Genomic DNA, 14,908 nt, shown 5'->3' on the forward strand with positions numbered 1-14,908 from the left:
TGGGGGTGACATGGCGACGCCGAGCAGCCACGGGGGGAGCTGCCCGGCGTCGGTCCGTCGCTCCGACGGGGGATGCGGAGCGCCTACGCAGTATGTCACGGGGGACCCGCTGTGGTGCACCGTAACTTCATGATTGATCTGAGCTTTTCTTGAGCTTTGCGGACGGTGACGGATCAGGTCTGCTCGCGTGACCACGGTTCGTGGTCAGGGCCGCCGGGACCCTGCGCGGGTTCCGCCGGACCGCCCACCGGGGCGGCTCCGAGCATCGGCCGCGCGGGCGATGGCACGAACGTCGACGGCAGCGAAGGGGCGTTCTCCCGCCCCGCGTTGGCGATCACCACAGCCACATAAGGGAGCAGGGCTCCCAGGACGAGGGTCACGATCGCGACAGGGCGTTCGATGTTCCACAGCACCGCCGTCAGCACCACCGACACCGTACGGACGGACATCGAGATCACATAGCGGCGCTGCCGCCCCCGCACGTCTTCCGCCAGACCCTGCCGGGCCCCGGTGATCCGGAAGACCTCGGCTCCGTTCCGCTTCCGCATCTGCTCCACCACCCGACTCCACACCGGACTCTCCCCGGACCGGACTGTTCACACGGTACGCCCGGGATCCGCCGGGTTCGAGACCGGGGGCGGTCCGGCTTGCGTGAGGGAGTCGATCCGTACGGCGTACGGACGAGTCCGACATGCGCCGTATGGCGGATGGGTCAACACTGGCTGCGACTGCTCATGTAGGGCGCAGTGCTCGGCTGAGTGCTCGCGCCGAGCGGAAAGAGGAGGCAGCGATGGGCTGGTTGTGGGCGATCATCGTCGGGTTCGTGCTGGGTCTGATCGCGAAGGCGATCCTCCCCGGCAAGCAGCACAGTCCCCTCTGGCTGACCACGATCTTCGGCATCATCGGCGGTGTGGTCGGCAACTCGATCGCGCGGGCGATCGGCATCGCGGAGACCAAGGGCATCGACTGGGGCCGGCACGGCCTGCAGATCGCCGCGGCGGTCGTCATCGTCGCCCTGGGCGACATGCTCTACATGGCGATGCGGGGCAACAGGCAGCGGGCCTGACCAGCGCGGCGGGCCCCGACGGATACGGCGCGGGGGCGGTCCCGTAACGGAACCGCCCCTCGCGTACCTTTTCGAGTCACGCGCGCGGCCCATACGCGCAGGTCACGCGCGCGGGCCCTACGCGCAGGTCACACGCGCGGGGTTTCGTGCGTGCAAGCCGGACGCGCAGACCGGACGTGCAGACCGGACGCGCAGATCAGGCGCCCTTGACCTCGATCGCGGCCAGGTTCTTCTTGCCCCGGCGCAGCACCAGCCAGCGACCGTGCAGCAGGTCGTCGGCGGTGACCACCGCGTCCTCGGACGTCACCTTCGCGTTGTTCACGTAGGCGCCGCCCTCCTTCACCGTGCGCCGGGCCGCCGACTTGCTCGCCACCAGCTCCACCTCGGCGAACAGGTCCACCACCGGGCCGAGCTCGGCCACCTCGGCGTGCGGCAGCTCGGACAGGGCGGCGGCCAGCGTCGAGGCGTCCAGCTCCGCGAGCTCGCCCTGGCCGAACAGCGCCTTCGACGCGGCGACGACCGCCGCGCACTGGTCGGCGCCGTGCACCAGCGTCGTCAGCTCCTCGGCGAGCGCGCGCTGCGCGGCACGTGCCTGCGGGCGCTCCTCGGTGAGCCGCTCCAGCTCCTCGATCTCCTCGCGGGACTTGAAGCTGAAGATCCGCAGGAACTTGGAGACGTCGCGGTCGTCCGCGTTCAGCCAGAACTGGTAGAACGCGTACGGCGTGGTGCGCTCGGGGTCCAGCCACACCGTGCCGGACTCCGTCTTGCCGAACTTGGTGCCGTCGGCCTTGGTGATCAGCGGGGTGGCCAGCGCGTGCACCTCGGCCTCCGGGGCGACCCGGTGGATCAGGTCGGTGCCCGCGGTGAGGTTGCCCCACTGGTCGCTGCCGCCGGTCTGGAGCACGCAGCCGTGGCGCCGGTACAGCTCCAGGAAGTCCATGCCCTGGAGGATCTGGTAGCTGAACTCGGTGTAGCTGATGCCCGCGTCGGAGTTCAGCCGGCGCGCGACCGCCTCCTTGGCGATCATCTTGTTGACCCGGAAGTACTTGCCGACGTCCCGCAGGAAGTCGATGGCCGACAGACCCGACGTCCAGTCGAGGTTGTTGACCATGGTCGCGGCGTGCGGGCCCTCGAAGTCGAGGAACCGCTCGATCTGGCCGCGCAGCCGCTCCACCCAGCCCGCGACGACCTCGGGCGCGTTCAGCGTGCGCTCCGAGTTCGGCTTGGGGTCACCGATCAGACCGGTCGCCCCGCCGACCAGACCCAGCGGGCGGTTGCCCGCCTGCTGGATCCGGCGCATGGTCAGAATCTGCACCAGGTTGCCCAGGTGCAGGCTGGGGGCGGTCGGGTCGAAGCCGCAATAGAACGTGACGGGACCGTCCGCGAACGCCTTGCGCAGTGCGTCCTCGTCAGTGGAGAGGGCGATCAGCCCGCGCCACTGCAGCTCATCGACGATGTCCGTCACGGTGGTACGTCTCCTAGGTCTGTGTAGGGAAGTGCAACAGCCAGTGTATGGGGGTCAGACCCCCTGGCTGACCGAGCTCATGTTGAAGTCCGGCACCCGCAGGGCGGGCATCGCGGCCCGGGTGAACCAGTCGCTCCACTCCCTCGGCAGGGTCTTCTCGGTGCGCCCGGCCTCGGTGGCCCGCGACAGCAGGTCCACCGGCGACTCGTTGAACCGGAAGTTGTTGACCTCGCCGACCACCTCGCCGTTCTCGACCAGGTAGACGCCGTCCCGGGTCAGCCCGGTGAGCAGCAGCGTCGCCGGGTCCACCTCGCGGATGTACCAGAGGCAGGTCAGCAGCAGGCCCCGCTCCGTGGCCGCGACCATCTCCTCCAGCGAGCGCTCGCCGCCGCCGTCCAGGATCAGGTTCCCGATCGAGGGCGTGACGGGCAGCCGGGTGAGGGCCGCGCTGTGCCGGGTGGTGATCAGCCGCTCCAGCTTCCCCTCCCGCATCCAGTCGGTGGGGGAGAGCGGCAGGCCGTTGTCGAAGACGGAGGCGTCGTCGCCCGAGGAGTGCGCCAGCTGGAACGGCGCGCACTCCAGGCCCGGCTCGTTCGGGTCGCTGCGCAGCGTCAGCGGCAGCCGGGCCAGCTTCTCGCCGAGCCGGGTACCGCCGCCGGGCTTGGAGAACACGGTCCGGCCCTCGGTGGCGTCCCGCGCGTTCGACGACCACATCTGGTAGATCAGCAGGTCGGCCACGGCGGTGGGCGGCAGCAGCGTCTCGTAGCGTCCCGCGGGCAGGTCGATACGGCGCTGGGCCCAGCCGAGCCGGACCGCGAGCTCCTCGTCGAGGGCGCCCGGGTCGACGTCCTTGAAGTCCCGCGTGGAGCGCCCGGCCCAGGCGGAGCGCGCCCGGTCCGGCGACTTGGCGTTGAGCTCCAGGGTGCCGGTGGGCTGGTCGTGGCGCAGCCGCAGGCCCGTGGAGGTGCCCAGATAGGAGGAGGTCATCTCGTGGTGGGCGAAACCGTACAGCTCGCGCCCGCCCGAGCGGGCCCGCGCGAAGGCCTCGCCGAGGGCGGGGGCGAAGTCCGTGAAGACGGCCGAGGAGGTCTCGGCGGGCGCGTCGGTGAAGTCGGCGGACACCGGTACGCCCTCGACCAGCGGCCGGGCGTCCTCGGCGGCCCCGGCGCCGCGTGCCGCCGCCTCCGCCGCCCGCACCAGCGGCTCCAGGTCGTCGGCGGTCACCGCGGACCGCGACACCACGCCCGAGGCCGTGCCCTCGGCCCCGTCGACGGTCGCGATGACGGTGAGGGTGCGCCCGCGGGTGACGCCGTTGGTGGTGAGCGCGTTGCCGGCCCAGCGCAGATTGGCGGAGGAGTGCTCGTCGGCGATGACGACGCACCCGTCGGCGGTCGACAGCGCGAGCGCCCGCTCGACGATCTCGTGCGGCTTGACGGTCGTACGGGAGCTCATCGCCCGGCCTCCTGCGTCGTATTGAGACTGTGCCTTCCCGGGGAGTGACCCCCGGACCCCCAGCCGGGGGCCCTTCGGTGCGTCCGAAGAGTCATCGCCCGGCCTCCTGCGTCGTATTGAGGATGTTCACGCCTCGGAAGAGGGCCGACGGGCAGCCGTGGGAGACCGCCGCCACCTGGCCCGGCTGGGCCTTGCCGCAGTTGAAGGCGCCGCCCAGGACGTACGTCTGCGGGCCGCCCACCTTCTCCATCGAGCCCCAGAAGTCCGTGGTCGTCGCCTGGTAGGCCACGTCCCGCAGCTGGCCGGCCAGCCTGCCGTTCTCGATGCGGAAGAACCGCTGCCCGGTGAACTGGAAGTTGTAGCGCTGCATGTCGATCGACCAGGAACGGTCGCCGACCACGTAGATGCCGCGCTCCACCCCGCCGATCAGGTCCTCGGTGGAGAGCCCGCCGGGGTCCGGCTGGAGCGAGACGTTGGCCATGCGCTGGACCGGCACATGCCCGGGGGAGTCCGCGAAGGCACAGCCGTTGGAGCGGCCCAGGCCCGTCAGCTTCGCGATGCGGCGGTCCAGCTGGTAGCCGACCAGCGTGCCGTCCTTCACCAGGTCCCAGGACTGCGCCTCGACGCCCTCGTCGTCGTACCCGACGGTCGCGAGCCCGTGCTCGGCGGTGCGGTCACCGGTCACGTTCATGACCGAGGAGCCGTACGCCAGCTTGCCCAGCTGGTCGAAGGTGGCGAAGGAGGTGCCCGCGTACGCCGCCTCGTAGCCCAGCGCCCGGTCCAGCTCGGTGGCGTGGCCGATCGACTCGTGGATGGTCAGCCACAGGTTCGACGGGTCCACCACCAGGTCGTAGCTGCCCGCCTCCACGCTCGGCGCCCGCATCTTCTCGGCGAGCAGCGCCGGGATCTGCTCCAGCTCCGCGTCCCAGTCCCAGCCGGTGCCCGTGAGGTACTCCCAGCCGCGCCCCGCCGGCGGCGCGAGCGTGCGCATCGAGTCGAACTCGCCGCTCTTGTCGTCCACGGCGACCGCGGTGAGCTGCGGGTGCAGCCGCACCCGCTGCTGCGTGGTGACCGTGCCCGCGGTGTCCGCGTAGAACTTGTTCTCGTGGACGGTGAGGAGCGAGGCGTCCACGTGCGCCACCCCGTCCGCCCGCAGCAGCCGCTCGCTCCAGTCGGCGAGCAGGGCGCTCTTCTCCTCGTCCGGTACGGAGAAGGGGTCGACCTCGTACGCCGAGACCCAGGTCTTCTCCGAGTGCACCGGCTCGTCCGCCAGCTCCACGCGCTCGTCGGACCCCGCGGCCGCGATCACCCGCGCGGACAGCTTCGCCATCGCGACCGCCTGCGAGGCGACCTTGGCGGCGGCGTCCATGGTGAGGTCGACCCCCGAGGCGAAGCCCCAGGCGCCGCCGTGCACGACCCGGACCGCGTACCCGAGGTCCGTGGTGTCGGACGACCCGGCGGGCCGGGCGTCGCGCAGCCGCCAGGCGGCGCTGCGCACCCGCTCCAGGCGGAAGTCGGCGTGGTCGGCGCCGAGCGCGCGGGCCCGCGCCAGCGCGGCGTCGGCGAGGGCCCGCAGCGGCAGCGCCGTGAAGGCTTCGTCGAGGGGATGGGTCCCTGAGGGCACAGTCGTCTCCTGTCGTGTGAGACCGGTCGACCCGATCATGTCGTGGTTCGGGGCGGCCTGCCTATCCCTTTCTGTAGGGACCCCACAGCGCTTTCCGTACGCCACTGTCACAGGTCGATTCCCCGTACACCTGCCGGTACCGATAGTTTGCGGAAGTACGAAACCGCTATCGAAAGGGTGATCCGTTGAGCCGCTCGGTTCTCGTCACCGGAGGAAACCGGGGCATCGGCCTCGCCATCGCCCGCGCTTTCGCCTCCCTGGGCGACAAGGTCGCGATCACCTACCGCTCCGGAGAGCCGGACGCCCTCCAGCAGGAGGGGTTCCTCGCCGTCAAGTGCGACATCACCGACGCCGAGCAGGTGGAGCAGGCCTACAAGCAGATCGAGGAGGCCCACGGGCCCGTCGAGGTGCTCGTCGCCAACGCCGGGGTCACCAAGGACCAGCTGCTGATGCGGATGTCCGAGGAGGACTTCACCTCGGTCCTGGACACCAACCTCACCGGCACCTTCCGGGTCGTCAAGCGCGCCAACCGCGGCATGCTGCGCGCCAAGAAGGGCCGGGTCGTCCTGATCTCGTCCGTCGTCGGTCTGATGGGTTCGCCCGGCCAGGCCAACTACGCGGCCTCCAAGGCCGGTCTCGTCGGGTTCGCCCGCTCCCTCGCGCGCGAGCTGGGCTCCCGCAACATCACGTTCAACGTCGTCGCACCCGGTTTTGTCGACACCGACATGACCAAGGTGCTCACCGACGAGCAGCGCACCTCGATCCTCGCCGGGGTACCGCTGGGCCGCTACGCGCAGCCCGAGGAGATCGCCGCCGCGGTCCGCTTCCTCGCCTCGGACGACGCCTCGTACATCACTGGTGCCGTCATCCCGGTTGACGGCGGATTGGGCATGGGTCACTGATCACATGAGCGGAATTCTCGACGGCAAGCGCATCCTCATCACGGGGGTGCTGATGGAGTCCTCCATCGCCTTCCACGCCGCGAAGCTGGCCCAGGAGCAGGGCGCCGAGGTCATCCTGACGGCCTTCCCGCGCCCGACGCTGACCGAGCGCATCGCCAGGAAGCTTCCGAAGCCCGCCAAGGTCATCGAGCTCGACGTGACCAACCAGGAGCACCTGGACCGGCTCGCGGGCCTGGTCAAGGACGAGCTCGGCAGCCTGGACGGCATCGTCCACTCCATCGGCTTCGCTCCGCAGGACGCCCTCGGCGGCAACTTCCTGAACACCCCCTTCGAGTCGGTCGCGACCGCGATGCACGTCTCGGCGTTCTCGCTGAAGTCGCTGACCATGGCCTGCCGCCCGCTGATGAGCTCCGGCGCCGCGGTCGTCGGTATGACCTTCGACGCGCAGTTCGCCTGGCCGCAGTACGACTGGATGGGCCCGGCGAAGGCGGCCCTGGAGGCGACCTCCCGCTACCTCGCCCGCGACCTGGGCAAGGAGGGCATCCGCTGCAACCTGGTCTCGGCGGGCCCGATCGGCTCCATGGCCGCGAAGTCCATCCCGGGCTTCTCGGACCTGGCGGACGTGTGGAACACCCGCTCCCCGCTGGAGTGGGACATGTCCGACCCGGAGCCGGCCGGCCGCGCCATCGTGGCCCTGCTCTCGGACTGGTTCCCGAAGACGACGGGCGAGATCGTCCACGTCGACGGCGGCGTGCACATGATGGGCGCCTGAGCCTCCCCCTCGCCACGGCCGTCCTCCGTCCGCTCCGCGCGGACGGGGGGCGGCCGTCGTGCGTGTCGGGCCAACTCCCCGCAGACTGATCGAAGCGGACATGTCGGGCAGTCAGCCGGGGAGGAGGTGGGGCGGTTGCGGCCCCTGCGTACGGCCCAGCGGCGCGCCGTCGCCCTCGCGGCGCTGCTGTTCACCGCCCTCGCCGCCCTCGCGGCCCCTTCGGTCGTACGGGCCGCCACCTCGGACGAGCCCGCCCCGCCCGCGCCCATCGAGCCCTTCGGGGCCGACTGCTACACCCTGGTGCGGGGCTCGCATGTGATCGCGTACTGCCACAACCCGTACCCCGACACCGACCGGGTACGGCTGCACACCGAGTGCGCGCGCTGGTGGGACGTCGACGCCGACGCGGCCCCGGTGGAGGTGGGCCCGGCCCAGACCGTACGGCTCACCGACCGGTGCTGGAAGGAAGTACGGGCGGTGTGGGTCACGCATGAGAAGCCGGAGCCCCCGCGTGGCGGGACGCCGAGCACCCCCGCGGCGCCGGAGCCCGTACACGGCGAGGCGCCGGCCACCTCCCCCGAGTAGCGCGGAGCCGTACGCCCTCAGATGCGCTCGCTCAGGCAGACGAACGCGTACCCCGCCGCCTCCGCCGCGGCGGACTCCGCGTCGCCCGACCGGATCGCCTCGACGAGGCGGGAGTGGTCCATGTGGTTCTCCGGGCGCAGCTCGCGCCCCACGTCGTCGCGGAGCCAGTCGCGCACGAGATCGCCGAGGTCCGCGTAGAGCTCGGTGAGGACGTCGTTGTGGGAGGCCGCGACGATCGCCAGGTGCAGGGTGGCGTCGGCGGCCACGAACGCCTCCGCGTCACCCGACTCCCACGCCTCCTCGCGCCGGGCGAGAAGCGCCTCCAGCTGGGCCAGATCCCGTGGGGTGCGCCGCCGCGCCGCCAGCCGCGCCGCCGACGACTCCAGCGTGGAGCGCAGTTCGGCCACATGGCGGGGGTCGGCGTCCGCGAACCGCCGGTGCATCACACCCGCCAGCTCGCTCGTCGCGACCACATACGTGCCGGAGCCCTGGCGGATGTCGAGCAGTCCGTTGTGCGCGAGCGCCCGGACCGCCTCACGGACCGTGTTGCGCGCCACCCCCAGCTGCTCGACCAGCTCGGGCTCGGTGGGGATGCGCGCGCCCACCGGCCACTCGCCCGAGGTGATCTGGTTGCGCAGTTGCGCGATCACCTGGTCGGCGAGGGCGGACCGCCGGGGAGAGCTCAGCGCCATGCCGCTCCTTGGGTTCGGGGCCGGCCCGTGCGCGGGCCGGCGTCGCGGCCATCATCTCGCGGCCGCCCTGGCGAGTGGACAACCAATCATCCCATGATTCTATGATGGACTCATGGCCGACGACGAGACCCGCACCCTGAGCCCCGCGCCGGGCACCACACCCCCCGCCTCCCTCGAAACCCCCACCGTCACCCGTACGGGCGGCCGGGCCTGGACCACCCGGCTCGTCCTCGTCGGTCTCGTCCTGGCCGCGCTCAACCTGCGCCCGGCCATCACCAGCCTCGGCGCGCTCTTCGAGGAGGTGCGCGACGGACTGCACATGAGCGGCAGCGTCGCCGGTGTCCTCACCTCCGTACCGCCGCTCTGCTTCGCCGTCTTCGGCATCACCGCGCCGCGCCTGGCCCGCCGCTTCGGCCCCGCCGTGATCGTCTGCGCGGGCATGGCGGCCATCGCCGCGGGTCTGCTGCTGCGCCCGTTCGCGGGCGGCACCCCGGGCTTCCTCGCGGCCAGCGCCCTCGCCCTGATGGGCATCGCCGTCAGCAACGTCCTGATGCCGGTGATCGTCAAGCGGTACTTCCCGGACCGCGTCGGCTCCATGACCGGCCTGTACTCGATGGCCCTCGCACTCGGCACCGCCCTGGCCGCCGCCGCCACCGTCCCCGTCACCGACGGCCTCGGCGGCAGCTGGCGCGCCGGTCTGAGTGTCTGGGCGCTGCTCGCCGCCGTCGCCGTGCTGCCGTGGCTGCTGCTCGCGCGCGACCGCTCCGGCCGGCCCTCCGGAGGGTCCCCGGCCGCCCACGAGGAGGCCGAGGGGCCCGCCTTCAGGATCACCCGCAGCCGTACCGCCTGGGCGCTCGCCTGCTTCTTCGGCCTCCAGGCCACCGCCGCGTACATCACGATGGGATGGATGCCGCAGATCTTCCGGGACGCCGGGGTCTCCGCCGGGACCGCGGGCGTGCTGCTCGCGGTGACCATGGTGATGGGCGTGCCGCTCGCGTTCGTCATCCCGCGCGTCGCCACCCGGATGCGCAACCAGGGCCCGATCGTCGCCTTCCTCGGCGCCTGCGGGCTCGCCGGCTACGCGGGCCTCTACTTCGCCCCGGCCGCCGGGGCCTGGGCCTGGGCGCTGCTGCTCGGCGTCTCCAACTGCGCCTTCCCGCTCGCCCTCACCATGATCGGCATGCGCACCCGGACCGGTACCGGCGTGGTCCGCCTCTCCGCCTTCGCCCAGTCCACCGGCTACCTCATCTCCATCCCCGGACCCACCCTGGTCGGCGCCCTCTACGACAGCAGTGGCGGCTGGGGCCTGCCGATCGCGCTGATGGCGGGCCTGATGGTGCCGCAGATCGTGGTGGGTTCGCTCGCCGGGCGGGACCGGACGGTGGAGGACGAGGCGGGGATGCGAGACTGAGCGCATGCCTGTGCTCGACCCGAACCCCCAGAACGGTCAGAAGAAGCTCCTCCTCGTGCTCGGCGCGATGCTGGCGATCACGGTGGTCATCGCCGTCATCGCGACGATCGCCTCCCCCTGACTGACCCGCGCCCCTGACCCGCGCCTGGTGACCTGCGCCGACGGCCCCATGGTGGTGCTGGCCCCCCTGCCCCCTAGGGGGAAAAGCCCCGGGGCAAGTGGGTGGGTCACCCGATGGGCCCCGGGCGCCTTCTTCCGTAGGTTCGACGTACGTCAGCGAGACCACGTACTTCACCTTTACGGATTTACGGAGGCGGCCATGTCGGCCCGTACGCACACCCGGTCCACCCCGACGGCCACCGGCCGCGCCGACTTCCGGCTCCCCTGGTGGGGCGTCGTCCTGCCCACCGTCGCCTTCGTTGCCCTGCTCGTGCTCATCACGGGTTCGCACGACGCCGAGGCCGCCGGGGGCAACTCTGCCATCAGCCACCTCGTGGACCGCGTCCAGCACACGCTGTCCCGCTGAACACCCTTGTCAACCCTGGTGCGAGAGCGCCCCGGGACCCTGCGCCCGGTGGCGTGATCCGTGCGAAGCTGGTGGACATGAGCGTCGACACACCCCGCAGGATCGTCCTCCTCCGGCACGCGAAAGCCGACTGGCCCCAGGTGTCCGACCACGACCGGCCGCTCGCCGACCGCGGCCGCACGGACGCCCCGGTCGCCGGGCGCAGGCTCGCCGAGACCGGCATCACCCTGGACCTGACCCTCTGCTCGACCGCGGTCCGTACCCGCGAGACCTGGAAGCTGGCCGTGCAGGAGCTGCCGCACCGCCCCAGGACCGTGTACGAGGAGCGGCTGTACGAGGCGTCCCCGGGCGAGCTGCTCGCCCTCCTGAACGAGACGCCGGACGACGTCGCCAACCTCCTCCTGGTCGGCCACAACCCCGGGATGCACGCCCTGGCGGACGCGCTGGCGGGGGAGGCCGAGGGGGAGGTCCTGACGCGGATGAACCGCAGCGGCTTCCCGACCGCGGCGTTCGCCGTTGTGGAGTTCACCGGCTCGTGGAAGACGGTGGAGCACGGCGTGGGCAGGCTGACGGACTTCTGGGCGCCGCACGCGTGAGGTGTACGTGAGACGGGCCCCGGCGGGCCCGGTGGGCCCCGGCGGCGGTTCTCCGCGCCGGGGCTCCTTGTTTCGGCGTCGCCTGTTCTGCCGCGCGGATCCTGATCTCCCGCGCGGCCTCTGCTGCCCTGCGGGGCCTCTGTTGCCCCGCGCGGTCAGTGGGGCAGGTTCGCCGGGCCGTCGGCGGCCTCTACCTCTTCGCGAGTGATGCCGAGGAGGTAGAGCACGGTGTCCAGGAACGGCACGTTCACGGCGGTGTGGGCGGCCCGCCGGACCACCGGCTTGGCGTTGAAGGCGACACCGAGACCGGCCGCGTTGAGCATGTCCAGGTCGTTGGCGCCGTCGCCGATCGCCACGGTCTGGTCGAGCGGGACGCCCGCCTCTTCGGCGAACTCGCGCAGCAGCCGCGCCTTGCCCGCCCGGTCCACCACGGCGCCGGTGACGCGTCCGGTGAGTTTGCCGTCGACGATCTCCAGGGTGTTGGCGGAGGCGAAGTCGAGCCCGAGCCGCTCCCGCAGATCGTCGGTGACCTGGGTGAACCCGCCGGAGACGACGCCGACTTGGTAGCCGAGGCGCTTGAGCGTACGGATCAGGGTGCGGGCGCCCGGGGTGAGCCGCACCTCGGCGCGGACCTTGTCCACGACCGACTCGTCCAGCCCCGCGAGCAGCGCCACGCGCGCGTGCAGCGACTGCTCGAAGTCGAGTTCGCCCCGCATCGCCTGCGCGGTGACCTCGGCGACCTTGTCCTCGCAGCCGGCGTGCGCGGCGAAGAGCTCGATGACCTCGTCCTGAATGAGCGTGGAGTCCACGTCCATGACGACCAGCCGCCGGGCGCGCCGGTGCAGCCCCGCCGAGACGACGGCGACATCCACACCGAGGGCCGCGGCCTCCGTCGCCAGCGCGGTGCGCAGGGGCCCGGTCGCGGTGCCCGAGACGGCGAACTCGACGGCGGTGACGGGGTACTTGGCGAGCCGGAAGATACGGTCGATGTTGCCGCCGGTGGAGGTGATCCGGGCCGCTATGGCCGCCGTGGACTCGGCGGTGAGCGGGTGCCCGAGCACGGTGACGTGCGAGCGCCCGCTACCGCGCGGCCGGTTGTCGCCGGTACCGGAGATGATCTCGGCCTGGAGCCGCAGCGACTCCGCCCAGCTGTGCACGGTGGCCCGCAGCTCGCCCTCCGTGCTCACGGTCGGCGCGGTGACGAGCGCGCACAGGACGATACGGCCACGGGTGACGACCTGCTCGATGTCGACGACGTCGACGGCGTAGGCGGCCAGGGTGTCGAAGAGTCCGGCGGTGATCCCCGGCCGGTCCTTCCCGAAGATCTTGACGAGCAGGGTCGGGGTGTCCGCGCCCGGGGTGTCCGCACCCGGGAGGGCGGTGTCCGGGAGGGCCGTGTCCGAGAGGCCGGTGTCCGGGAGGCCGGTGTCCGGGGTCCGACCAGCGGGGCGGGGGGGCTGAGAAGCGCTCATGGTGCTTCCACCGTATAGGCCCGCCGACCGGCCCCGGTGCGGTGTCCCGCCCACCGGACAGGTTGTTCGCCCGGGGGGGGGAGGGGGGATGGCGGCGGTACGCAATGTGCCGGTCACGCTGGGTTGATTTTCCCCCACCCCGCCCCTTCCCTGAAGCCCTCGGGCGGGCGGCCGGCTGTCCCGTCCGCGGGGCGGCGGGTGCGGGCCGCGCAGTTCCCCGCGCCCCTTTTGGCCCGGTGTTTGTCTGCGGACCGGTGGTGGGTTGCTCGCGCAGTTCCCCGCGCCCCTGCGGGGGGACGGCCTGGTGGTTCGTCTGCGGGGCGGTGGGGGCTGGTCGCGCAGTTCCCCGCGCCCCTTTTGGCCCGGCCTTTGTCTGCGGACCGGTGGTGGGTTGCTCGCGCAGTTCCCCGCGCCCCTGCGGGGGCGCAGTTGTCGGGCTGTGGGGGCGTGGGGTGCTCGCGGTCCTGGGGTGCCGGGTGGCCCGCAACCCCCTGGGGGCGCCGGGAACTGCGCGCCCGGCCCACCACGACCCGCACGTCAATGGGGCCCGGGGCGCAGCCCCTGCGGGAATCGGGCTGGAAGGGCAACTCACCCCGAACCCCACTCGTCCCGCAGATACGGATTCACCTCATCCCGCCCCGGCCGATACACCGGCGAAGGCGCGTACGGCCCACCCCGCCCATACGCCTCCTCCGGCGACGGCCCCGCAGGCACCCCCCACGCGACCGCCCGCCGCCCGGCCGCCCCCACGCCGTACGCCAGCAGCGCCCCCATCCCCCCGGCCAGCGCCCCCCACCCCGCCCCGAGGACCACCGCCATCCCCGCACTCCCGTGCAGCTCCACCCCCGCCCCGAACGCGTCGAACCCCAGCACGGACAGCGACGCGTCCGCCGACACCCCCGTCAGCCACACCATCAACGGCAGCGCCACGGCGGTCACCGCGCCAAGGGACACCGCGCACCACCCCGCGAACGCCCCCGCGGAACGCCCCCGCACCGGCGTACGCGCCGCCGCGAGCACCCCCGCGTACACCATCACCACCCCCATCGCGACCGCCAGCAACCAGACGCGCCCGTCCAGCTCGGCCAGCCGCCCCACGCTCACGCGCCGGTCGCTCTCGAAGGCGAGCAGCTTGTCCAGCGGGTCCGGCAGCACCTTCGCCAGCGCCCCCGTGGCATGCCCGTTCCACGGGACGAGCAGGCCCAGCGGGAACGCCAGCCACACCCCGTTCGGCGTGCCCAGCAGCGCGGCGCCCGCGATGCGCCCGGGACGGTCGTCGCCCACCATCGCGTACGCCGCCGCCGCGAGCCCCGCCGCCACCGCGACCAGGGCCACCGCCACCAGCGCCGACGCGGCGGGCCGCACCACCCGGTGCAGCCACTCCCAGCCGCGCGGCAGCGGCGAGCGCCGTGAGGCGAGCAGGGCGACCAGCACCACACCGAGCACCCAGAACACCGCGCCCACCAGCGAGTCCGCCGTGTTCACGGTGAAGCCGACCTGCGCCTTGGCGTCGGCGAGCCTGCCCAGCCGGTCCGGCAGCAGCCCCCCGATGCCTCCGAGGTCCCCGAGGTCGCCGAGCCCGGGGATCGAGACCTTCCCGGAGCCCGGCGACCCGCCCGTGTCGAGACCGAGCGAGCTCCCGTCGATGGTGACCAGGTCGTGCCCGGCCCAGGCGAGCCCCGCCACCACCCCGACGAACAGCACCACGACCCCGCCCGCCCGCGCCGCGAGCTCCGCTGCGGGCAGTACCGCGCCCGCCGCCCGCAGCGAGCGCAGGAAGAAGAAGGCGAGGAGCAGCGCGCCCGCGAGCGACACCCCCAGTGGCGTGATCTCGACGGCCGTCGTCGCCTGCGCGCCCGTCAGGCCGAAGGCCGAGACATCGCCCGACGGGGTCACGGTGCCGCCCGCCCCGAGCACCACCACGGCCGCCGTCATGGGCCCGAGCGACCCGGCCGCGTCGGCGCCGAGCAGATGCAGTCCGAGGGCCGCGGCCCCGGCCATCCCGGCCAGCGCCCAGCTGACCGAGGCGACGGAGGCCAGCAGGACATCGCCCCAGGGGACGGATCGCGGCGCCCCCCGCGACTCACGCGCACCCGGAGCCCCGAGCCCCCCGGAGCCCTTCTCCCCGCTCCTGTCGCCCATGGTCACCAGGCCCCCCCGGGTTTCGTCCCACTTGTCCCGTTCACTCATGATCCGTACGCAGTCATGGGTGCTTACTACTGTCCGGGCGCGTTTCAGCTGAGTCAACGGCGCGCGCGTACACGTCTGTTGCCGGACTGCGACAGGTCTGTGCACGTTATTCACAAGGGGCGGGTTTCGGATACGAGCCCGGGCCTGAAATAGTT

Annotated in this window: 14 protein-coding genes and 1 pseudogene; 8 read left to right on the forward strand and 7 right to left on the reverse strand. The window is 72.4% G+C overall.

The window, feature by feature from the left end; genetic code table 11:
* Nucleotides 1–173: 173 nt before the first annotated feature.
* Entirely contained in the window at nt 174–548 is a 375-nt protein-coding gene (locus ACZ4MU_RS32660) for a DUF3099 domain-containing protein (protein ID WP_467883186.1), read from the reverse strand.
* A 242-nt stretch (nt 549–790) separates the two neighbouring features.
* Here ACZ4MU_RS32660 and ACZ4MU_RS32665 point away from each other — a divergent pair, with 242 nt between their 5' ends.
* Complete coding sequence (locus ACZ4MU_RS32665; RefSeq protein ID WP_358831960.1) at nt 791–1,066, forward strand: GlsB/YeaQ/YmgE family stress response membrane protein; 276 nt, start codon at nt 791–793, stop codon at nt 1,064–1,066.
* Nucleotides 1,067–1,262: 196 nt separating this feature from the next.
* Here ACZ4MU_RS32665 and tyrS read toward each other — a convergent pair whose 3' ends face one another.
* From tyrS to ACZ4MU_RS32680, 3 genes are all read right to left on the reverse strand, one after another.
* Nucleotides 1,263–2,531, reverse strand: coding sequence for a tyrosine--tRNA ligase (gene tyrS / locus ACZ4MU_RS32670; protein ID WP_467883159.1), 1,269 nt, complete (start codon nt 2,529–2,531; stop codon nt 1,263–1,265).
* Nucleotides 2,532–2,585: 54 nt separating this feature from the next.
* Entirely contained in the window at nt 2,586–3,983 is a 1,398-nt protein-coding gene (locus tag ACZ4MU_RS32675) for a metallopeptidase TldD-related protein (RefSeq protein ID WP_467883160.1), read from the reverse strand.
* 91 nt (nt 3,984–4,074) lie between these two features.
* On the reverse strand, nt 4,075–5,607 hold the full coding sequence (locus ACZ4MU_RS32680; protein ID WP_467883161.1) for a TldD/PmbA family protein: 1,533 nt from the start codon (nt 5,605–5,607) through the stop codon (nt 4,075–4,077).
* A 185-nt stretch (nt 5,608–5,792) separates the two neighbouring features.
* Here ACZ4MU_RS32680 and fabG point away from each other — a divergent pair, with 185 nt between their 5' ends.
* The 3 genes and pseudogenes from fabG to ACZ4MU_RS32695 form a co-directional block, all read left to right on the forward strand.
* A complete protein-coding gene (gene fabG, locus ACZ4MU_RS32685) occupies nt 5,793–6,509 on the forward strand; it encodes a 3-oxoacyl-[acyl-carrier-protein] reductase (protein ID WP_467883162.1) in 717 nt (238 codons plus the stop codon).
* 4 nt (nt 6,510–6,513) lie between these two features.
* Nucleotides 6,514–7,281, forward strand: coding sequence for an enoyl-ACP reductase FabI (fabI, locus tag ACZ4MU_RS32690; RefSeq protein ID WP_361389433.1), 768 nt, complete (start codon nt 6,514–6,516; stop codon nt 7,279–7,281).
* Nucleotides 7,282–7,425: 144 nt separating this feature from the next.
* Nucleotides 7,426–7,776: pseudogene (locus ACZ4MU_RS32695) on the forward strand (hypothetical protein); the annotation flags it as partial.
* Nucleotides 7,777–7,883: 107 nt separating this feature from the next.
* Here ACZ4MU_RS32695 and ACZ4MU_RS32700 read toward each other — a convergent pair.
* Nucleotides 7,884–8,558, reverse strand: coding sequence for a FadR/GntR family transcriptional regulator (locus ACZ4MU_RS32700; RefSeq protein WP_467883163.1), 675 nt, complete (start codon nt 8,556–8,558; stop codon nt 7,884–7,886).
* 112 nt (nt 8,559–8,670) lie between these two features.
* Between ACZ4MU_RS32700 and ACZ4MU_RS32705 the strand changes: the two genes are divergently transcribed.
* The 4 genes from ACZ4MU_RS32705 to ACZ4MU_RS32720 all read left to right on the forward strand — a co-directional run bounded on the left by ACZ4MU_RS32705 (nt 8,671) and on the right by ACZ4MU_RS32720 (nt 11,091).
* On the forward strand, nt 8,671–9,969 hold the full coding sequence (locus ACZ4MU_RS32705) for a CynX/NimT family MFS transporter (RefSeq protein WP_467883164.1): 1,299 nt from the start codon (nt 8,671–8,673) through the stop codon (nt 9,967–9,969).
* 4 nt (nt 9,970–9,973) lie between these two features.
* Entirely contained in the window at nt 9,974–10,090 is a 117-nt protein-coding gene (locus tag ACZ4MU_RS32710) for an SGM_5486 family transporter-associated protein (protein WP_467883165.1), read from the forward strand.
* 198 nt (nt 10,091–10,288) lie between these two features.
* Nucleotides 10,289–10,495 (forward strand): hypothetical protein, encoded by a 207-nt coding sequence (locus ACZ4MU_RS32715; protein ID WP_467883166.1) that lies wholly within the window; start codon nt 10,289–10,291, stop codon nt 10,493–10,495.
* Nucleotides 10,496–10,572: 77 nt separating this feature from the next.
* Nucleotides 10,573–11,091, forward strand: a complete 519-nt coding sequence (locus tag ACZ4MU_RS32720) for a SixA phosphatase family protein (RefSeq protein ID WP_467883167.1) — start codon at nt 10,573–10,575, stop codon at nt 11,089–11,091.
* Nucleotides 11,092–11,246: 155 nt separating this feature from the next.
* Here the strand turns inward: ACZ4MU_RS32720 and serB are convergent, their stop codons facing one another.
* Nucleotides 11,247–12,563 carry a phosphoserine phosphatase SerB gene (gene serB, locus ACZ4MU_RS32725; RefSeq protein WP_467883168.1) on the reverse strand — a complete coding sequence of 439 codons (1,317 nt, stop codon included), beginning with the start codon at nt 12,561–12,563 and terminating at the stop codon, nt 11,247–11,249.
* Nucleotides 12,564–13,151: 588 nt separating this feature from the next.
* A complete protein-coding gene (locus ACZ4MU_RS32730; protein WP_467883169.1) occupies nt 13,152–14,753 on the reverse strand; it encodes a streptophobe family protein in 1,602 nt (533 codons plus the stop codon).
* Nucleotides 14,754–14,908: the final 155 nt, after the last annotated feature.

It is taken from the genome of Streptomyces sp. NPDC026377 (assembly GCF_055567715.1).